General features: G+C 66.3%; 16 protein-coding genes. 1 reads left to right on the forward strand and 15 read right to left on the reverse strand.

Annotated elements, in window-relative coordinates; translation table 11 throughout:
• Positions 1 to 241: 241 nt before the first annotated feature.
• The 3 genes from AB7849_RS04705 to AB7849_RS04715 all read right to left on the reverse strand — a co-directional run bounded on the left by AB7849_RS04705 (position 242) and on the right by AB7849_RS04715 (position 5,859).
• Positions 242 to 1,480, reverse strand: a complete 1,239-nt coding sequence (locus AB7849_RS04705) for a TIGR03862 family flavoprotein (protein WP_369500651.1) — start codon at positions 1,478 to 1,480, stop codon at positions 242 to 244.
• A 245-nt stretch (positions 1,481 to 1,725) separates the two neighbouring features.
• Positions 1,726 to 3,996, reverse strand: coding sequence for a protease pro-enzyme activation domain-containing protein (locus AB7849_RS04710; protein ID WP_008209720.1), 2,271 nt, complete (start codon positions 3,994 to 3,996; stop codon positions 1,726 to 1,728).
• A gap of 1,170 nt (positions 3,997 to 5,166) precedes the next feature.
• On the reverse strand, positions 5,167 to 5,859 hold the full coding sequence (locus AB7849_RS04715) for an ArsR/SmtB family transcription factor (RefSeq protein WP_008214094.1): 693 nt from the start codon (positions 5,857 to 5,859) through the stop codon (positions 5,167 to 5,169).
• Positions 5,860 to 5,943: 84 nt separating this feature from the next.
• Here AB7849_RS04715 and AB7849_RS04720 point away from each other — a divergent pair, with 84 nt between their 5' ends.
• Entirely contained in the window at positions 5,944 to 6,582 is a 639-nt protein-coding gene (locus AB7849_RS04720) for a flavin reductase family protein (protein ID WP_008214097.1), read from the forward strand.
• A gap of 13 nt (positions 6,583 to 6,595) precedes the next feature.
• On the opposite strand, the gene hrpB is transcribed toward AB7849_RS04720, so the two are convergent.
• The 12 genes from hrpB to gspE all read right to left on the reverse strand — a co-directional run bounded on the left by hrpB (position 6,596) and on the right by gspE (position 20,554).
• Complete coding sequence (gene hrpB / locus AB7849_RS04725; protein WP_008214098.1) at positions 6,596 to 9,208, reverse strand: ATP-dependent helicase HrpB; 2,613 nt, start codon at positions 9,206 to 9,208, stop codon at positions 6,596 to 6,598.
• Between the two features lie 116 nt (positions 9,209 to 9,324).
• The gene (gene gspD, locus AB7849_RS04730; protein WP_369500652.1) at positions 9,325 to 11,658 is read right to left on the reverse strand and encodes a type II secretion system secretin GspD; all 2,334 of its coding nucleotides are present in this window, start codon (positions 11,656 to 11,658) and stop codon (positions 9,325 to 9,327) included.
• 3 nt (positions 11,659 to 11,661) lie between these two features.
• Positions 11,662 to 12,396 carry a hypothetical protein gene (locus tag AB7849_RS04735; RefSeq protein ID WP_369500654.1) on the reverse strand — a complete coding sequence of 245 codons (735 nt, stop codon included), beginning with the start codon at positions 12,394 to 12,396 and terminating at the stop codon, positions 11,662 to 11,664.
• Positions 12,393 to 13,043, reverse strand: coding sequence for a type II secretion system protein GspM (gene gspM, locus AB7849_RS04740; RefSeq protein ID WP_008213041.1), 651 nt, complete (start codon positions 13,041 to 13,043; stop codon positions 12,393 to 12,395). The genes AB7849_RS04735 and gspM overlap by 4 nt, the downstream gene beginning before the upstream one ends.
• Positions 13,040 to 14,206 (reverse strand): PilN domain-containing protein, encoded by a 1,167-nt coding sequence (locus AB7849_RS04745; RefSeq protein ID WP_008213039.1) that lies wholly within the window; start codon positions 14,204 to 14,206, stop codon positions 13,040 to 13,042. The genes gspM and AB7849_RS04745 overlap by 4 nt, the downstream gene beginning before the upstream one ends.
• The gene (locus tag AB7849_RS04750) at positions 14,203 to 15,072 is read right to left on the reverse strand and encodes a general secretion pathway protein GspK (RefSeq protein WP_369500656.1); all 870 of its coding nucleotides are present in this window, start codon (positions 15,070 to 15,072) and stop codon (positions 14,203 to 14,205) included. Before AB7849_RS04750 ends, AB7849_RS04745 begins: the two co-directional genes overlap by 4 nt.
• Positions 15,069 to 15,737 carry a prepilin-type N-terminal cleavage/methylation domain-containing protein gene (locus AB7849_RS04755; RefSeq protein ID WP_008212948.1) on the reverse strand — a complete coding sequence of 223 codons (669 nt, stop codon included), beginning with the start codon at positions 15,735 to 15,737 and terminating at the stop codon, positions 15,069 to 15,071. The genes AB7849_RS04750 and AB7849_RS04755 overlap by 4 nt, the downstream gene beginning before the upstream one ends.
• On the reverse strand, positions 15,734 to 16,201 hold the full coding sequence (locus tag AB7849_RS04760; protein ID WP_369500658.1) for a type IV pilus modification PilV family protein: 468 nt from the start codon (positions 16,199 to 16,201) through the stop codon (positions 15,734 to 15,736). Before AB7849_RS04760 ends, AB7849_RS04755 begins: the two co-directional genes overlap by 4 nt.
• Complete coding sequence (locus tag AB7849_RS04765; RefSeq protein ID WP_439822706.1) at positions 16,198 to 16,695, reverse strand: type II secretion system protein; 498 nt, start codon at positions 16,693 to 16,695, stop codon at positions 16,198 to 16,200. The genes AB7849_RS04760 and AB7849_RS04765 overlap by 4 nt, the downstream gene beginning before the upstream one ends.
• 254 nt (positions 16,696 to 16,949) lie before the next feature.
• The gene (gene gspG, locus AB7849_RS04770; RefSeq protein WP_092701410.1) at positions 16,950 to 17,381 is read right to left on the reverse strand and encodes a type II secretion system major pseudopilin GspG; all 432 of its coding nucleotides are present in this window, start codon (positions 17,379 to 17,381) and stop codon (positions 16,950 to 16,952) included.
• Between the two features lie 65 nt (positions 17,382 to 17,446).
• Complete coding sequence (gene gspF, locus AB7849_RS04775) at positions 17,447 to 18,664, reverse strand: type II secretion system inner membrane protein GspF (RefSeq protein WP_008212958.1); 1,218 nt, start codon at positions 18,662 to 18,664, stop codon at positions 17,447 to 17,449.
• Positions 18,665 to 18,820: 156 nt separating this feature from the next.
• The gene (gene gspE / locus AB7849_RS04780; RefSeq protein WP_008212960.1) at positions 18,821 to 20,554 is read right to left on the reverse strand and encodes a type II secretion system ATPase GspE; all 1,734 of its coding nucleotides are present in this window, start codon (positions 20,552 to 20,554) and stop codon (positions 18,821 to 18,823) included.
• Positions 20,555 to 20,579: the final 25 nt, after the last annotated feature.

A 20,579-nucleotide genomic window follows, 5' to 3' on the forward strand; every position in this document is an offset into this window, starting at 1 on the left:
GCCCTCCAACAGCCTGCCGGCGACGTGTAGGAACTCGCTCGCGGGCGATACTTCTGCTGTGGCGCACCTGGGCAAGATCTGATTTTGCTCGTCATCCCAGCGAAAGCTGGGATCCAGTGCCTGTAGGCCGTTGAATGCAAAGGCACTGGATTCCTGCTTCCGCAGGAATGACGAGCAAGAAGCCGATTGATCAGACCTTCCCCGGGAAAAGAAAACAAAAGCATCGCCCGCGAGCGGCCTCCTACCGTTGGCCAAGCCAGCGAGCGACACCCTCGCCGGCCAACCGCCCGCTGGCAAAACAGGCGGTGAGCAGGTAGCCGCCGGTGGGGGCTTCCCAATCGAGCATTTCGCCAGCGCAAAACACACCCGGGCGATCACGCAGCATCAGGTGTCCATCCAGCGCTTCCAGCCGCACGCCGCCGGCGGTGCTGATCGCCTCGGCCAGCGGGCGCGGCGCACGCAGGCGCAAGGGCAACGCCTTGATCCGCGCGGCGAGCGCCGTCGGGTCGGCCAGCACCGCCTTGTCCACCGCCTCGAACACCAGCGCGCATTTCACGGCGTCCAGCCCCGCACGGCGCCGCAGCCAATCGCCCAAGCTGTGCCGTCCGCGCGGCGCGGCCAGTCGCGCGGCCAGTTCCGGCTCGCTGCGCCCGGGAGCGAGATCCAGCTGCAGTCGGGCTTCGCCTTGCGCCATGACCTGCTCGCGCAGCGCCGCGCCGATGGCATAGATCAGGCTGCCTTCGATACCGTATTCGCTGAGCACGCATTCGCCCTGGCGCGAACGGGGCGTGCCATCGCGGTCGATCCAGTGCGCCACCACGGCTTTCAATGGCGAGCCGGCGAAGCGGGTGCGCAAGTGCTCGCTCCAGTCGATCTCGAAACCGCAGTTGGCCGGCTGCAGCGGCGCCAGGTCCACGCCGGCCGCCTGCAGCACGGCGAACCAGCCACCGTCCGAACCCAGCTGCGGCCAGCTCGCACCGCCCAGTGCCAGCACCAGGGCATCGGCGTGCGCTATGCGCTCACCGGCGGGCGTGGCGAAACGCAGCGCGCCGTCGTCACGCCAGCCCAGCCAGCAATGGTGCATGTGAAAAACCACGCCCTGCGCATGCAGTCGTCGTACCCAGCCACGCAGCAGCGGGGCGGCCTTCAGGTCATGCGGGAACACGCGACCGGAACTGCCGGTGAAGGTTTCCACGCCCAGCTCGCGCGCCCAGGCACGCAGTTCGTCGGCGCCGAAGGCCTGCAGCCAGCGCGCAACGTCGCGGCGCCGCGCGCCATAACGCTCGACGAAGTGCCCGAGGGGTTCGCCATGGGTGAGGTTGAGGCCACCCTTGCCGGCGAGCAGGAATTTCCGCCCCGGCGAACCCATGCCATCGTAGAGGTCGACCGCGAGCCCGGCAGCGCATGCCATTTCGGCCGCCATCAACCCAGCCGGGCCGCCACCGACAACCGCCAGCCGTTTCGAAGATGTGTCGATCATCCGCGCATGGTCGCATGCCGGGCAAGTTCCGGCGCGCGGGGATGCGCTGTTTCACATCTATGGGGTGAGAGCCAGCGGGTAGTGCCCGCCCTGTGGATTCGGCTGTTGAACAGCGTTTCCTGCCTTCACAGGAGTGACGAGGAAAATCCGGATCTTCCTGGAATCAGGCCGCCAAAAGGCCCGGCCATACTGGCCGGGCCCACTGCGGGATAACGACTGGCGCGCGTCCCTGCGCGCCCATGTCATCAGAACGTCAGGCTCCAGTTGTTGAGCTTGCCGTAATCGCCGTAGTACCAGGGATCGTTGTCGATCACTTTCAGCTTCCAGGTGCCGTTGCCCTGCACCGACGACGCATTCACCGTCCAGGTGGCGTTGATATTGCCGTCGTCGTTGTAGTCGGGCTGCTGCAGCACCGCACTGGCGCCGTTCGGGGCATACAACACGATCTCCAGGTCGCCCGACCAGTTGTGGGTGATGCTGACGTGCACCTTCAGCGTGGACGGTGCCGCACCCGGCTCGCCGGTCACCTTGATGCTGCTGGTGATGGTGGCGTTGTCGGCAATCGTCTTGGCGGTATTGTTGCTGAATACGCCGCCCGTCGGGGGCGGGGTGCTACCGCTGGACACGGTCACCGATTCGCTCTTGCTGTCGGTGTTGCCATTGCCGTCGGTCACCGTCTCGACCACGTTGTAGGTGCCGGACGCAGCGTAGGTGTGACTCGGGCTGGCCGAGGTGGAGCTGCCGCCGTCGCCGAAGTTCCACGAGTACGAGCTGATCGTGCTGCCCGTGTCCGAGGAGGCATCGGTGAAGCTCACGCTGAGGCCGTTCGCCGTGTAGGTGAAGTTGGCGGTCGGCGTGCTGCCGCTCGGCGGCGGCGGGGTGCTGCCACCACCGGCGACATGGCTGATGAAGTTGGCGATGTTGATCGAACCGAAGCCGGTGCAGTAATCCCAGCCGGTCGCCGCGGTTTCGCCACTGTTGTTGCCCGAGGTGACGTCGTGGAAATCCGACGCGTAGTTGGTCTTGGCGTCCGCGTAGATCAGCGGCGCGGCAAAACCCAGAGAGGGATCGGCCGCCAGGGTACGTGCCCACACGCCGACGAACAGCGGCGAGGCCAGGCTGGTGCCGCCGATCTGCTCCTGCTGGCCGTCCACGATTACCAGCGAACCGGATTCGGGGCTGGCGTCGAAGGCGATGTCAGGCAGGCCGCGGTAGTTGCTGCCCGCGTTCTGGCCCACGTTCTTCTGCCAGCTGGGCTGCGCCTCGAAGGTGCTGGGGCTGCCGCCGGTGGCGCCTTCGTTCGAGCTCAGGTTGTTCCACACCGTCTCGTTGGTCCAGGTGGTACCCGAGGTGTACAGCTCGGTGCCGCCCGCGGAGATCACGTACTGCGAGTCGGACGGCCAGCTCGGGGTCACGCCGCCGTCGCCGCATTCGTCCGCACCGCTGTCGCCGGAGGAGATCGAGAAGGTCTGGCCCTGCGAGGCGGCCTGCTCGAAGATGTTGTCGCCGGTGGCGGCACCATTGGTTTCCGAGCCGGTCTCGCAACCGCCGATGGACACATTGATGACGCGCACCACGTCGTCGGTCACGGCCTTGTTGAAGGCATCGACCAGCGGCTGGGTGTTCATGCTGGACGTGGCGTACAGGTACAGGCCCTTCACGCCGCCGGAGATGCCGGCGATGGACTGGGTGTCCATGTCCCACTCGCCGTCGCCGCTGGTGTCGCTGCTGCCGCCATCCACCTTCACCACGTTCAACGGGATGTTGCCCAGGCTCGGGTTCTGGCTGAGGAACGAGCTGAAATCGCTTTGCACGTTGCTCATGCTGCCTTCGGTGATCACGCCGACGTTGATCGTCGAGGCGGTCGCCGTGCTGCCGGCGTTGTAGATCTTGGCGAAGTCGGTCATCGCGTGACCGGTGGCCGAACCGCTGGCCTCGACATGCACCGGCTTCAGCACGTGGAAGGTGTGCACGTTCTGCAGGCCGATGACTTCGAGCACGGTGCTCTGTAACGAAGCGGGAATCTTCACCGCGCTGGAGGTGGCGAAGGCATCGCGCCCGTCATGCGTATGCACATGCACGAACGACGTGTGGAACGCATGCGCGGCCGTGGCCGCATGACCGCTGGCGGTCACCAACTGGCGGTTTGGTGCGATCTGCACGTTGCTGAAGCCTTGCTGCTTCAGGAAGCTGGCCACGGCCTGCGCCTGCGCCTGGGTCGGCGCGTACTCTGCGCGGAACTGGGCGGGGGTCAGGTTCGGGTGGTGCGGGTTGGCGACGAACGCGTCGAGCTGGGCCTTGTTGCGCAGCTTCAGCGAGACGGCCACGTTCATCGGCTTGCTCTGGTCGAGCAGGCCAAGCACCTTGTCACCCGTGTGCAGCTTGGTGGCCTGGCGAACGATGTGCAACGACACGTTGTTCGTCGCGACGCTGCCGGCAGGTGCCGCGCAAAGGGTGGCGGCAGCCGCCATGCCGATGGCCGCAGCCAGCGTCTTGATACGAAAATGATTCGACATTTGTAACTCCCCAACAAATTCGGGGCGAGCGGACCTTACGCGGCCGCAAAGACCCCGTGGCAATAACATGCCGTGCTCATGCACGGCTCCATGTAGCAAGTGCCAAGCAGATTCCCTGGACGCCCGAAACCACCATTCCCCCCGACCACCTTGGAATGGACAGTACGTAGGCCTGGCCCAAGCAGCGTTGACCCCCCGATCAATGCGCCGCTGCGGAATCATCCACCGGTCGATCCCCTCAGTGGATCATTTGAAAATAGATCTGCAAAAAGACATCGTCAATTACGTCTTTGAATTAGAGTGACAGCGATCACAAACCGATTTTTTTCATTCAAATGAACGGAGGCACAAGAATCGATCCAAATTGTCCATTTTCGTAATATATTTCGATTCTCATGTCATTCTGCCGACCTTGTCGAACAGGCGGTAATCACGCTCCGATAGCATCGTGCAATAAGTTGTTTTTACTGCAGTTATAGTAAATACATGCGCACGCAAAAGGTGCCTTGGCGGACGGTCAAAACGCCGCTTTGTGAATGCTTTCTTTCGCCTGGCTTGCCAAATGAATCGCAATATAAATCGATACCTGTGCTGACAACCGCCAAAACTACGAAGTACACGAAACAAGACACAATCATCTCGAAAGCCTCGTGCAAGCCTCGGATTAAAAACATCCGACTTTCAAACACATAATGGAATCTCGAATAACGCCATTTTCCGGTCATTCCCGCGGGACGCTTTTCAACCACCGGAGGGCTGGTCAAGCAGGGGTTTCAACAGACGAACATCTGTCGAAAAGCGCCTCCCGCTTGCGCAGGAATGACGAACATAAAGCCGTTTGTTCAGAGCTCCCCCAAACCTGATAGGCAACGAGGTCCAGCCGATACCTCACCGTTCACCCTGAGCGTAGGCCCGTAGGGCCGGAGTCGACGGGTGATCGCCTGCAGGCGCTTCGACTTCCTCGCTCCTCAAAGCCGTAGCCATCCATGGCTACTCTCCGCGTACGCTTGTCAACGCAAGCTACGCTCAGCGCGAACGGTCTTTTTTAGCCGAGCTTCGTCGCCAATCAGGTTTCGAGATGCCAGAAGCGGCAGGCTGGCGCACACCACTTGCCATGCGCTGATGGCCCCGGCAAAACGGCATGGGCATGCGATGGCTTGGAACGCGTCCTCAGTCCAGCCGCACACCCAGTGTGGCCAGTCGCCGCAATCCGTCGGCACTGGGCAACAGGGCACGACCACGTTCGGCGCGCCGCAGCCAGCCCAGATCAAGCATGGATGCGGTAAGTGCCACGCCGAGTGGGCCACCGACGTGCAGGCGGCGTTCGGTCCAGTCCAGGCAGCTGCGGCCGCGCAGTTGCGGCAGGCGGCGGGCGACTGGCTCGGGCCAACCGGCCTGGCACAACGCCTCGACTGCGGGCTGCGACAGCTGCAAGCCATCGGCGCTGGAGTGCAGCCAGCCGCGGCCAAGCCATGCGTCGCACAACGCCACGCCGAGTGCACCGGCGAGATGGCGATAGCAGGTCCGCGCGCGGCACATCGCGGCATCGGCGGAGGCTGGACGCAGGGGACGCGCAATCTGCGGCAGCGCCATCGCTTCCAGCCACGCGGCTACTTCATCGCCGGCCAGGCGGTAATACCGGTGCCTCCCCTGCGCATGCACGCCGAGCAGACCGCCATCGAGCAGGCGCTTGAGATGGGCACTGGCGGTGGCCGCGCCCACACTGGCGGCACGCGCCAGCTCGCCGGCCGGACGCGCACGCCCATCCATCAGCGCCAGCAGCATGGCCGCACGCGCCGGCTCGGCCAGCAACGCGCCGAGTTCGGCCAACTGGTAACGATTGAGCGAGGCAGCTTCCGTCATGCGCAACAGTCTAGCCCCGCGCGTGCGCGTGCCGTTTCGTTATGCAGCGAAACATCAAATGCAGCCGATCGCGACACTGGATGCATGGACATCCGCCACATCCCCGACACTCTCGTAATCCAGCCGTCGATCCTCTACTTCGGCACGCCGATACTGCTGATCACCACGCGCAATCCGGATGGCTCGACCAACATCACGCCGATGTCCTCAGCCTGGGCACTGGCAGACCACGTGGTGATTGGTCTGGCCGACGGCGGACAAGGACTCGCCAACCTGCTGCGCGAGCGCGAGTGCGTATTGAACGTGGCCGGGAAAGACATGCATGCTGCGGTCGAGCGGTTGGCACCCACCAGTGGCCGCAACCCCGTGCCGGCATGGAAGAAGGCCACCGGCTATCGCCACGCAGCGGACAAGTTCGCGTTGGCGGGTTGGCATGCGGTGCCGTCGCTGGACGTGGCGCCGCCGCGTATTGCCGAGGCGCCGCTACAACTCGAGGCGCGCCTGCATCGCGCCACGCCACAGTCGATTCCTGCATGGCACGACAATGCCGGCGGCTATGTCACGCTGAAGCTGGAAATCCGCCGCGTGCATGCCCACGCCAACATCGTGATTCCCGGTACCTCGCATATCGACACCCGCCGTTACCAGCCACTGTTCTACGTGTTTCGTCACTACTTCGGTCGCGGTGCCGAGCTCGGTCGCACGTTCAAGGCCGAAGCCTGAAGCCGGCGCGTGATCAGGTACCACGCGGCTTGGCGCGATGGGTGGGCACGGCCGTCCACGGATCATCCGGCCAGGGATGCTTCGGGTAGCGCCCCTTCAGCTCCTTCTTCACTTCCGGATAGGTGCGCTCCCAGAAGCCCTTGAGGTCCTGCGTGACCTGGATCGGCCGCCGCGCCGGCGACAGCAGGTGCAAGGTCACCGGAATGCGACCGCCGCCGACACGCGGCGTATCGGCCAGGCCGAACAGTTCCTGCAACTTCACCGCCAGCACCGGTGGCTCGCCCGGCACGTAGTCCAGCGAACGTGTCTGCCCGCTGGGGACACGCAGGCTGTCCGGCGCTTGCGCATCCAGCAGGCGACGCTGCTCGTGATCGAACAGGCTGGCCAGCGCCTGCGTCAGTTCCTCCCCGTCCAGCGCATCCAGCCGACGCTTGCCGTGCAGGTAGGGCGCCAGCCAGTGATCGAGCGTGGCCAGCAGCGCGGCGTCGGAGACATCGGGCAGATCCGTCTCGGGCATCCATGTACGCAAGGCCTGCATGCGCAGGCGCAAACGCCGCGCGTGCTCGCTCCACGGCAACACATCGAGTCCCTTGCTGCGGATCGCCGACAGCATCGCGGGCAAGGCATCTTCCGGCCGCACCGGGACGCTGTGGCGCGCCAGCATGATCGCGCCGAAACGGCGTTCCTCGAACGCTTCCACCGCATCGCGCGCGTCGTTCCAGCGCAGCGTGCGTGCTGTGACGAAGCGTTGCGGAAAGTCGCGTTCCAGCGCGCGCGAGTCGAGCGGCGCAGCGGCCAAGATCAGGCTGTCACGCGCTTCGAAGCGCAGGTCCAGCGCCACCAGCCACGGCTCGCCGAGCAAGGCGGTTTGTTCGTGCAGGCGCGCGCCGCGGCCGTTGGCCAGCGTGTAGCGCAACGGATTGGCTTCGTCGCGATGCGCGATGCGATCGGGAAACGCGTGCGACAGCAGGTCACCGACGGCATGGCTGTCCGGCACGCCACTGGCGGCGCTGCGCACGTCCAGGCGTCGACGCCAGCCTTTCGCCGCCTGCTCGATCGCAGCCAGCGCGCCGCTGTCGGCCGCATGGCCGCGGGCACCGGCAGCGCAACGATCACGCCAGGCATGCAAGGCGGCGACGCGAACCCGGAAATCGTCGCTGCGCGCCTGCTCGCCACGCAACGGCGAGCGCGCGTCCATCAGTGCCAGCAGGTCGGCAATCAGCGCGCGATGTTCGAGTGGCGCACGCAACGCAGCGGCCGCGAGCCGCGGGGCGGTGCCCAACGCGAGCATGCCCCGACCCAGTGTACTGATGCGCTGGTCCGCATCCAGCGCGCCGAGTGCACGAAGCAGCTCGCGCGCTTGCGCCATTGCGCCGCCAGGCGGTGGATCGAGCCATGGCAATTCGGCACTTCCCCAGGCCGCCAGTTCCAGCGCCAGGCCGGACAGTTCCGCCTGCATGATTTCCGCCGTGCGCGAAGCATCCAGTCGCCGACTCTGCGGCCACAGTCGGTACGCCGTGCCTTCCGCCACGCGACCGGCGCGACCGGCGCGCTGGTCGGCCGAAGCCTGCGAGATGTGCACCGTCTCCAGCCGGGTGAAGCCGGAATTCGGATCAAAGCGCGGCTCGCGTGCCAGGCTGCTGTCGATGACGGCGCGGATACCCGGCAAGGTGACGCTGGATTCGGCCACGTTGGTGGCCAGCACGATGCGCCGCGTACCCGGATCGGCGGGTGACAGTGCGAGTTGCTGATCAGCCAGCGAGAGTTCGCCGTGCAACGGCACGATGTCGAGATGTTCTTCCCTCTCCCCTCGGGAGAGGGATCGAGGGTGAGGGTTCGGCGAAGCTTCGACGTCACGCTCCGCCCGTACCCTCTCCCGGCCTCCGGCCACCCTCTCCCGGAGGGAGAGGGTTTCTTCAAGCACCGCCTGCGCACGCGCAATCTCGCGGCGCCCCGGCAGGAACACCAGCACATCGCCATCGTTCTCGGCCAGGGCCTGCTTCACCACGCGGGCGACCTGGTGTTCCAGGCTTTCCTGCGTGCGTGCCGGCGGATGCTCGATGCGGACCGGGAAGCTGCGCCCCGGGCTGGTGATACGTGGCGCATCCAGCCACTGCGCGATGCGCTCGCCGTCCAGCGTGGCGGACATCACCAGCAGGCGCAGATCCGGGCGCAACGTGGCCTGCACGTCCAGCGCCAACGCGGCGCCAAGATCACCGGCCAGGTGACGCTCGTGGAATTCGTCGAACAGGATCGCGCCGATGCCGGTCAGCTCGGGATCATCCTGGATCAGCCGGGTGAGGATGCCTTCGGTGACCACCTCGATGCGAGTCGCCGCACTCACTTTCGATTCGAAGCGGATGCGATAACCAACGGTCTGTCCCGCCTCTTCGCCCAACTGGCGCGCCATGAACTGCGCCGCGGCACGGGCGGCGATGCGCCGTGGCTCCAGCACCACGATCTTGCGCCCCGCCAGCCACTCGGCATCGAGCAAGGCCAGCGGCACCTGGGTGGTCTTGCCGGCGCCGGGTGGCGCTTCCAGCACCAGCCGCGGATTGGCCGCAAGTGAGGCGCGGATTTCCGGCAGCAGTGGGGTAATCGGAAAAATGGGGGTGGAGCGTGTCATGTGCTCGCATGATAGCGGCACCTGCGAGAGGGGTCAGAGGTAGGAGCGCACCCTGTGCGCGATGGCTCTTGAAAGCATCGCGCACAGGGTGCGCTCCTATAGGCAAAGCGGCTGGCTCAATGCACCGGCATGGTCTGCGCCGCGTCCTTCGCCCTGGCCGCACGCAACGGTGCCAACGACTCGAACTCGCGCTGGTAATCGTCGGTGATCTCGCGTGCCTCGCTGCTGTTGCGGATCACCCGCGGCGTGATCAGCACGATCAGCTCGGTGCGCTTGCGGGTCCGGTTGGTGGAGCCGAACAGCCGCCCCAGCACCGGGATGCGGTTCAGCCCGGGAATGCCGGTGTCGTTGGTGTCATTGTTCTGTTCGATCAAACCACCCAGCAACACCGTCTGGCCACTCTGCACCGCCACCTGGGTACCGATCGCGCGCTGCGAAATGGTGTAGTTGCCCTGCGCATTCTGGGCACCCGGCGTGCTCACCTGCTGCTGCACGTTCAAGTACACCAAGCCACCCGGATTCACCCGCGGCTGCACGTTCAGGATCACGCCCGTATCCATGTACTGCACCTGGCTCGCGGTCGTGGTGGCATCGCCGCCCAATCCAACCAACGAGGTTTCGTTGATCGGAATCTGGTCGCCCACCTGGATGTGCGCTACCTGATTGTTCAGCACCACCAGCGAGGGCGCAGACAAGGTCTTGGTGTTGTCGTTGCTTTCCATCGCATTGACCGCCACCTGCATCTTGCTGTTGAGGAACGAATAGAAGAACGGCTGGCCAGTGAACGCATTGCCGCCGGCACCCAAGGCGATCTGGCGGTGTCGATAAGGCTGTCCGGGCGTGAAATTGGAACTGCCTGGCGTACCCGTGCTGCCGGTCAATCCTTCCAGATACCACTGCACGCCGAACTGGAATTGTCCTTGCAGCGTCACTTCCAGGATGCGCGTCTCGATCTGCACTTGCAGCGGCACGTTGTCGAGCTTCTTGATCGCCTCCTCGATCTCGGCCCATTGCGAGGGCCGCGCGCGCACCAGCAATTGGTTGTTGCTGTCCACCGAGCTGATCTTGATGCTGCCGTCGGACGAGGCGTACTGCTGGTCACTGCTGCCGCTGCCACCATTGCCCATCGCGGGCATGCCGCCACTCATGCCACCGCCGGCACCGCCCCCGAAACTGCTACCCGAACCGCCGGTGCGGCCACCCAGGCCACTGCCGCCCTCCGCCGACGAACCGCCAAAACCGCCTGACGTGGTGGAGCTGCCGAAGCTGCCCGCGCTGCTGCCCATGCCGCTGGCCGAGCCATTCGCATTGTTGCCCAGGCCAAGCGAACCGGACGCCAACCCGGGGCCCACCTTGCCACCGTTGTCGCCACCACCACCGCCGCTGTTGGTGTAGATCTGCGCCAGGTACTTGGCCAGGTCCGAGGCTTTGATGTTGCGCACGTCATACACATACAGCTGCGGCTGGTTGCCGCCGCCCTGGTCGATCTTGGTGATCCACTGGCCGACCTCGTTGACGTAGTTCGGCTGCGTGCTGATCACCACCAGCGCATTGGTGCGCTTGATCGGGATGAAGCGCAGCATGCCGGCCAGCGGCGTGTCACCCTTCGGACCGAACATCTTGTCCAGCTGCGGCATCACCTCGTCCACGCCGGCATGCTGCAGGTTGAACACGCCCACCGACATGCCGCGCAGCCAGTCCACGTCGAAGGTGCGGATGGTGCGCGCATAGTTGTCCAGCTCATCGGGCGTACCGGACAACACGATCAGGTTGCGCGCCGTATCGGCCAGCAGGATCGAGCTGGGTCGCGCAAACGGCTTCAGCAGTTTCTGCATCTCGGTCGCCGAGATGTAGTGCAGCGGAAACAGCCGCGCCTGCAGGCCGGCCATCGGCGCAGGCGCACCCAGGCTGGGCACCAGGTTGCCGGCGGTGGCGTCCTTCTCCGGCATCACCACGTAGCCGCCGTCGCGGCGCACCAGCGCGTTGTTGGTCCACGACAGCAGCGTCTCCAGAATCGGCAGTGCCTGGCTGGACTCCACCGGTTCGGAGGTGGAGAACGAGATGTTGCCCTGCACGCCCGGCACGATGGTGTAGTTCTGCTTGAGCAGATCGCCGAGGATCGCCTTCACCACCGCCTGCACCGGCTGGTTCTCGAAGTTGAAAGTAACCGCACCGCTGCCACTGGCCGCCTTGCGCGGATGCGCCAGCGCGGTGGGACGGATGAACCGGCCGCTGCCGCGGCTGATCTGCGGCGCGGGCGCCGCCCCCGAGGTTGGCGGATTGTGGTCCAGCGGCAACGGTGCCGGCGGCGGCAGCTCGGTGCCGGCCATGGCCTCGCGCTGCAGCGCACCGTCGTCATGAGGCCGGGGCATGCTGGCGCAGCCGGCAAGCAGGACAGCCAGCGCGACGGCGCCGACACGAAGAAGCGGATGCATGGGCGTGCGAGGCATGAATCAATGTACTCCGTCGTCGGCCCGGTGTTCCCGGGCCCGCTGTTTGAGAATGGCGGCCTTGAGCTTGAGCATGCGCTGCAGTTGCGCGCCCTGCGGCGGGGGTGGAATGGCGGGTGGAGCGGCATGCGGGCCACGCATCGACATCGGCGCGTTGACCTGATGCATGTGCTCGGCTGCGTGCGCCTGCGGCTGGCGACCCGGTGACGCTGGCGCGGCCGAGGCACCGGCAGCCGGTGCGTCGATCGGCGCACCCGCCGGCAAGTCCAGCACGGTACGCCCGGTGGCCGAGGCGAACACGGCCGAGCGCGGCTTGAGCCCGATCAGTTTCCAGCTGCCATCGGGCAATGAATCGCCCTGGCGCACGCGCACTTCCGTCGCATCGGCCTTGTCGCCTGCACTCTTGTCGCGCAGCAACGCCATGCGCAGCTCGGGCGTGAGAATGATGCCGGTGAGTTCGAGGTCGCCCAGGCTGACGTGCGCGCCACCGGCATCATCCATGATCGGCTTGCGGTCGCTGTTGAACAACGGGTGTTGCCACACCGCGGCATAGCTGTCGAGCAACGGCGGTGCCGGCAGCGCCACCTTGCGCGCGGGCGGCAGCGGCGCGGCGCGGTGCGGCGGGCTCCAGCGCACGTCGCGCCCGACACCGGACAGCAACGCCAGCAAAACCGCGCCCAGGATCACCACGCCACCGATCAGCCACGGCGTCAGTCGACGTTGGGTGGCAGCGTTCATGACGCGTCCTCCCCGTCCGGTTCGCTGCGGGTCGCGGGTGTTCCCGCAGGCGCCGCGCCACGCACGTAGCCGTACAGCGTGAACTGCACTTCCAGCATGCCGCCAGCGGCCTTGTCCTGGGCCGCCACCGGGTTGCGGTAAAGGCTGAAATCGCTCACGAACAGGTACGGCGTGCCGTGTTCCAGCGTGTACAGCAGGTCGACCAGCGGACGCATGCCGCAACGCAGGCTGATGCTCACCGACACGCGGCGATACGGTCCATCGTTCTGGTTCGGCGAATCCGGCACCGGCATCTTCTGGGTGACCTCGCAACTGCCGTCCTGCGCATGCGCCGCGGCATCGTCGACCACGCGCTGCATCAGCCCGGCCGCCGCCGCGCTGGGATCGCGCTCGGGCAGGAAGGCGTGGCTGTCCGCCTGGCCCTGGCCGAGCGAGGCCAGTCGTTGTTCCAACTGCGGCTGCTCGGCGATCGTGGCGGCGTAGCGCGCCTGGGTCAGGCGCAGGTCGTCCATCGCCCCACTCACGCTTTGCAGCGGCGCCACGAACCACCAGTGCAACAACACCAGATAAGCCAGCGCCAGCGCGACCAGCAACAGCAGGATCGCCGCGATGCGACTTTCGACGGGCTTGAGCGGCTTGAGCTTCATGGCGAAGCCTTCGGCGCGGTCGATGTCGCCCCGGCGGGTTTCGTGGCGGCGGGCGCCTGCACTTGCGCGACCATGTAGAAGCGTTCCTTGCCGGTGGACGGATCGCGCTGGATCACGCCCTGGAAACCGGGATTGGCGATCAGGCGACTGTTTTGCAGGGCATCGACCAGGCTCGCCGCTTTTGCACTCTGGCCCTGGAAGCCGATGTGTCCGCTGCTGTCGAGGGTGAAGCGTTCCAGCCAGGTGTCGTCGGGCAGGCGCGCAGTTAGCTCCTGCAGCACATCCAGCACGGTGATGGTCTGCGCCTTGCGCTGGACCAGGAAACCGGCGGCGCCCGCGTTGTCCTGCAATTGCCGGCGCAACAAGGCGACCCGTTGTGCCTGGCCGCGCATGCTGTCGACCTGCGCCTGCATGCTGGCCAGCGCATCCTCGCGGTTGTGCAACCACTGGCCCAGGCACAGCAGCAGCAACAGCACGATGCCAGCGGCCAGCGCCAGATTCAGTCGACGTCGCGGATCGTGCCGCACGCGCGCGTTTTCGCGCGGCAGCAGGTTCACGCCAAGCCGGCTCGCGCCCTCGGACAGATCCACCGCATCGACCGCGATACCGGCCTCGCGCAGGCGCTGCAACTGCGCATCGAGCAAGCCGCGCGGCACCGCCACCAGCTCGGCGTTGAAGCGCCCCGTCGGTGCGGCACCGACACATTCGCGAATGTCGTAATGCACCTGCTCCACGCGGAACGGGGTCTGCCGGTCCATCTCGAAGGCACCGATCTGGCGCAGGTTGTCGCGCGCCGCCAGCGGCAACGGCAGGCGCCGACGCAGCGCCGCGTCAGGGCTCAGGCACAACGCCAGGCGCAGATCCTGCGGCGCGGTGCCGACGGTGGCACCGCTCAATGCCGCCTGCTGGGCCGGGGCATCCAGGCTGTCATCCCAGCGCGCCAAGGGCGCGGGATCACCGGCACGACGCAGAACCCACTGCCCGTCGTCGTGTTGCAGCAGATGCCAAACCGCGCCGCCGCCGAACAGCATGCGCCAGCGCACCGGCAACAGGTTGCGCAGCTCGCCGCCCCACCAGGCGAAAAAGCCCGGCAGCGGCGAGCCGCGCCAGGCCCGGCGCAAGCGATCGAGCTGCGGACGCAGCGATTGCGATGCGGCATTCATTCTCCATTCCCCTCCTGCCAGCGCAACACGGCAAAGCCCGACGAACCGGGCTGGGCCACCTGCGACCGCACCGTGGCGCGCAATACGGCGCGTGTTCCATCGGCCAGCACCGCGACCGAACGAATACTATGCGTTACCCCACCACCGCCAGCCAAGCCCGACGCGTGCGCATCGGCGGCGGCGCGCTTGGCCAGCGCCGCGCGCACGGCGTCCGGCGTCATGCCCAGCGCAGCCAGCGCCAGCGGTGGCGCGGTGGCCGGATCGGGACTGGGTCGTCCGGACCAGATCGTCAGCACCGGGGACACCCTGGCATACAGCGCCGGCGTCATGCCCAGCACCATTTGCACTTCCTGCACGCTGGCGAACGCACCGTTGCGCGGGCCATAGCTGCGCCCCGCTGCGACATAGGCGGCCTTGCGCTGCGCCTTCTGTTCGTTGCTGATCGCGAAGCTGCGCCACTCCACCACCGCCTTGGCCAGCGCGGCAGCCTGGCTGTCGTTTTCGCCGGCGGCGCGGAACAGGCCGACCAGCACCTCGGGCTTGGCCGTGTTCAGATCCACCTTGCCGCCTTCGTCGGTGGCCGACACGCTCACCGAAGCCCCATCGAAACGGAACGGGTAACTGCGTCCGTCGGCGGTCCACCGGTTGGCCATGTCCGGCGCCTGCAGCGCATAAACCGCGCGCATCAAACCGGCCTCGGCCGCGTAATGCGCGCGGGTCTGCTCGAACTGGTAACGCGCCTGCAGACCTTCGGTGCGCGCCATCGCGGCGTAACCGCCCAGCAGGATCGCCAGCAGCGTGCACGCCCACAGCACCACCAGCAGCGCAACGCCACGCTGGGAACGTGCCGGCACATGGCGCTTCATCGCACCACCCCCTGCGCACGCAAGCCACGCAACGGATCGTTGGCGCCACGCGTGGCGCTGGCGTTCACCCGCAACGGCGTCTGCAGCGTCGGCCAGTCGCGGCCACCATCCAGTTCCAGGTGGATGCTCACCAGGGAAGGCAGGCGATGACCGTCCTTCCAGTCGCCCTGCCAATCGCCGGGGTGGCCCTGGCGATCACGTCCGCGATAATCGAAACCGCCACTGGTGATGCCGGACAGCAATACCTGCGCGTCGCCCAACGGCTCCGGCTCGCTGCCATCCGGCGGCAGGATCGCGAAACTCGCCTCCAGTTGCAGGCTGCCGTTGTCGCCCGGCACCAGCTTCAACTGCTGCAACTGCGGGCCGAGCCGGCCCAGATAACCGGGCAGCGGCGCCACGAACTTCATCTCGTGCGCATCGCCGGAAAAGTACAGCGGCAAGCCATGCTCGTCGTGCGCAATCGGTTGCGTCAGGGCTTGTGCCAGCTCGCTGCGCACGAAGTGCTGCGCCGCCCGGATCTGGTCGAACTGCTCGATCCGCGCCTGTCCCGCATGCACGGTGCGCGTGGCCGTGTGGATGCCCGAATACACGCCCACCAGCAGGAACGCCAGCAGCATCAGCGCGGCCAGCACTTCGAGCAGGGTGAAGCCGGCCATGCGCTTCATGACGACGTTCCCGGCGTGACGACCGCCGCGCGCAAGGTGGTGAAGCGCGCGCGATTCGGATGCGATGCCGTGCCCCACATCACTTCCAGGTCGAGCCGGTACAGCCGCATCATGCCGCCTTGCGATACCCCTGCCGCGGTCCACGGCGTCACCTGCAGGCGCCAGCGATAATCCTTGTCGAAACGGCCGGCGGTGACGCCCGGCTTCGGGCCGTCCAGCACGAAGGCACTGTCCAGCTTGCTGCGTGCCCACATCGCCGCTTCGTCATGCGCCGCAGCGCGGCGGGTCAGCCCGATCGCACCACCGGCCACCTGCATCAGCGCGGCGAAGGTGATCGCCAGCAGCAGGATCGCGGCGATCACCTCCAGCAGGCTGAAACCGCCCTGGCGGCGGGCGCGAAGCCGCCTTCCCGCCCATGGCGAATCATCATGTCGCCAGCCCGTGGTCTGCAGCATGGCCGTCATGGCTGTTTCACCACATCGACCACGTTCACCGCGCCGGTCAGCCACGACACGTTGACGTGCCATTGCCGCTGCCCGCTCTGCAAGGTGATGCGCCCGCCGGTGGAGCTGCCGTCGGGGAAAAAGCGAATGCGCGCGGTGCCATCACGCCCCTGGTCCATGCTGGCGCTGGTGATGCCCACGCGCATGCCGTGCGGCAATTGCACTTCGCGCCCACTCGCCCCGTGATAACGCGCATCGCGCGTGTCCAGCACGAAGTTGCGCTGTGCACCGTGCACGATCGCCTGCGCACGCGTGGCGCGCAATGCGGCGGCCAATTCACCACTGGCGGCGTTGATGCGCGCGCTGGCCAGTCCGTGCGTGACCGAAATTGCCACGGCCGAAGCGGCGATGCCGATCAACAGGATCACCGCCAGCATTTCGAGCAGGGTGAAGCCGTGCTGGAAATGCCGCGTTTTCGCTCCCTTCTCTGCTCGCCGAGCCTGCTTCGGACTCAATCCGGAAGAAGGGCTGGAGAGCCATGCCCTGAACTTTGGCGACATGGCGAATAGCCCGTCATTCCAGCGAACGCTGGAATCCAGCGCCTTGCGCACTTCAGAGCCTGAAGTCGCTGGATCCCGGCGTTCGCCGGGATGACGGAACATCGGACTGGAGAGGGGGGCCGTCTTGCCGCAAAGCCACAACCGCGCCCGATCCCCCCGTGTAGATAGAGGGAGAAACAAGGATACGCGGGGCGGCATCGACGCCATGCTTACTGCCAGTTGCCCACGTCGGCGTTGTAACCGGTGCCACCCGGGCGACCGTCCTGGCCGTAGAAGATCAGGTCGTAATTGCCATGCTGGCCGGGATACTGGTAACCGAATGCGTGGCCCCACGGATCCTTCAACTGCGATTCCTTGGCATACGGGCCCTGCCAGTTCGGCGCATTGGCCGGCTTGGTCACCAGTGCGTCCAGGCTCTGCGGCGGGCTGCCGTTGTCCAGCGAATAGCTGTCGATGTCCTGGCCCAGCGTGGTGAGCTGGGCCTTGCCCGCGCCGTACTTGCCCTTGTCCACGCTGTGGCCGACCTGGCGCACCACGATGGTGCCGATGATGCCGATCAGCACGATCACCGCCAGCATCTCCAGCAGGGTGAAGCCGCGGCTGCGACGCCTGTTTCCGAAACCCGGTTGTCGGTACTGCATGGATCGCTTCTCCGTTCGGTGCGCATCCTTTCGGTGCGCAAGGGTGGTGTGTCCCGTGGTCGGGCTCACTGGATATTGTTGGTGAGGTTGAGCAGCGGCATCAGGATCGCCGCCATGATGATCGCCACCAGCACGGTCATCACGATGGTCAGCGCCGGCACCAGCGCGGCCAGCAGGCGATCGATGCTGCGGCGTGATTCCAGTTCGAAGGTGTCGGCCACCTTCAGCAGCATGGTGTCGAGCTGGCCGGCTTCCTCGCCCACCTGCACCATCTGGATCGCCAGCCGCGGAAAGTGTTTCGCCTGCGCCAGCGCCAGGCTCAGGCCGCCGCCGTCCTTCACCTGCTCGGCGGCCTGCACCAGCGCCTGGTCCAGTGCGCGATTGGAGGTGACCTGCCGGGCGATGCCCAACGCCGACAGCAACGGCACGCCGTTCTTCAGCAGCGTGCCCAGGGTGCGCGCGATGCGCGCGGTTTCCACCTTCAGCAACAGCGGACCGACCACTTTCATGGTCAACAGGCGGGCATGCCACGCCAGCCGCAAGGCCGGATCGCGCATGCGCGCACGCCACACGAACACGCCACCGACCAGCACGATCAGGATCAGCCACCACCACGCCTGCAGCGAGTTGCCCAACGCCAGCACGGCGCGAGTGATCCACGGGATCGGCACCTGCATGTCCTGGAAGATCGGCACGAACTGCGGCACCACGTAAGCCAGCAGCAACACCAGCGAACCGAGCACGCCCACCATCAGGAAGGCCGGATAGATCAGCGCATTGATGATGGTGCCGCGTAATTGCTGCGAACGTTCCAGGTAATCGGCGAGCCGGCGCAGGGTTTCTTCCAGCGAGCCACCCGCCTCGCCCGCGCGCACCAGCGAGATGTACAACTTGGGGAACACGCCGTGCTCCTCTTCCAGCGCCTGCGACAACGGCGTGCCACCGCGCACGCGATCGCGCACGCGTTCGATCAGCTTCTTCGCGCGCTCGCCCTCGGGCAGGTCGAGCAGGATGCCGAGTGCGCGATCCAGCGGCTGGCCGGCGCCAAGCAGGGTCGCCAACTGGTGGGTGAACTGGGCGAGCTGGTCGCCCGTGAACGGGCCACGCGCAAACAGCGCGGCAAAGCCGGAACCGCCACCCGCCGTATCCGCCGGCTGTGCTTCCAGCGGGGTGTGGCCCTGGTCCTGCAGGTGGCCGATCACTTCCTCGACGCTGGCCGCTTCCATCTGGCCTTGCAGTGTTTCACCGGCGGCACTGACGGCCTTGTAGCGGAACTGGCTCACGCCTTTAACCTCCTCTCCCCTTTGGGGAGAGGATTGAGGTGAGGGGCGGGTGCTCGCGATGAACTCGCCAAGAGCGATGCCGCACGAACAGACACTCTCGCGAGCACCCGCCCCTCACCCCGGCCCTCTCCCCGGCGGGGAGAGGGAGAAAACACGTCAGCCTTCCTGCGTGACACGCAGCACCTCCTCGAGGGTGGTGACGCCGGCCACGGCCTTGGCGATGCCGTCTTCGTACATGGTGCGCATGCCTTCGGCGCGCGACTGCTTCTCGATCTCGCCGGCGTCGGCCTTCTGCATCACCAGCCGGCGCAGCGGATCGCTCATGACCAGGAATTCCATGATCGCACGGCGGCCACGGTAGCCGGTGGGGTTGGCCGCGCTGCTGCCGGGCTTCCACAGGCGGATCGGGCGTTCGTCGGTGTATTTCTCCAGCTCGAACTGCTTGATGACTTCCGGCGACGGTTCGTACGGAATCGCCGTTTCCGGATCGAGCCGGCGCACCAGTCGCTGCGCCAGGATGCCGTTGACAGTGGAGCCGAGCAGGTAATCCTCCACGCCCATGTCGAGCATGCGGGTGATGCCGCCGGCCGCGCTGTTGGTGTGCAGCGTGGACAACACCAGATGGCCGGTCAGCGCGGACTGGATCGCGATGCGACAGGTTTCCAGGTCGCGCATTTCGCCGATCATGATCACGTCCGGATCCTGGCGCACGATCGAGCGCAGCGCACCGGCGAAATCCAGCCCGATCTGCGGCTTCACCTGGATCTGGTTGATGCCCTCGATCTGGTATTCGACCGGGTCTTCGACGGTGATGATCTTCACGTCGGGCGTATTGATCTGCGACAGCGCGGTGTACAGCGTGGTGGTCTTGCCCGAGCCGGTGGGGCCGGTGACCAGCAGGATGCCGTGCGGCCGATCCAGCACGTCGACGAAGCGCTGCTGGAAATTGTCGGTGAAGCCGAGCGAAGCGAAATCGAACACCACCGATTCGCGATCGAGGATACGCATCACCACCGACTCGCCGAAGCTGGTCGGCACGGTGGACACGCGCAGGTCCAGTTCCTTGCCCTGCACGCGCAACTGGATGCGCCCGTCCTGCGGCAGGCGGCGCTCGGCGATGTTGAGCTTGGCCATGATCTTCACGCGCGAGATCACCGCCGCGGTGGAACTGGACGGCGGCGCTTCCACCTCATGCAGCACGCCGTCGATGCGGTAGCGCACCTTCAGCCGGTTCTCGAACGGCTCGATGTGCACGTCGGACGCGCGCTGTTCGACCGCGCGCTGCAGGATCAGGTTGACCAGCCGGATCACCGGCGCCTCGGAGGCGAGGTCGCGCAGATGCTCGACGTCGTCTTCCACGCTGGCGCTGCCGTCGAGGTTCTCCACGATGGTGCCCATCGCCGAGCGGCCGGAGCCGTAATAGCGCTCGATCAGGTCATCGATCTCCGAACGCAGGCCCACGCGCAGCGCCACCGGCTTGCCGGCGGCCAGGCACACCGCCTGCAGCGGATACGGATCGGCCGGATCGGCCACCGCCAGCGCCAGCCCGTCGTCGCCGTCGCGCAGCGGCACCACGTGCTGCTGCTTGAGGAAACGCACGGAAAGGTCCAGTTCGGCCGGCGGCAACTCCGGTGCTTCCTTGGCGACCAGCAGCGGTGCGTCGAGCAATTCCGACCAGGCCTCGGCCAGGTCGCGCTCGGAGACCAGCCCCAGGCGCGCCAGCAGCGCGGTCAGCGTGCCGTCGGGCGATTCCTCGTGCAATCGACGCGCACGCGCCAGATCGTTGTCCTTCAGGCGCCCACGGGCAACCAGCAGCGCGCACACTGCCGTTTCGCGGTCATCCACGACCGCCCGTCCCCCATCCTGCGCCGGCTGCACGACTGCCGACATATGCCACCCCGCTTGTGAATCGCGA

This window comes from Rhodanobacter sp. FW021-MT20 (assembly GCF_041107475.1).
Taxonomy (GTDB): domain Bacteria; phylum Pseudomonadota; class Gammaproteobacteria; order Xanthomonadales; family Rhodanobacteraceae; genus Rhodanobacter_A; species Rhodanobacter_A glycinis.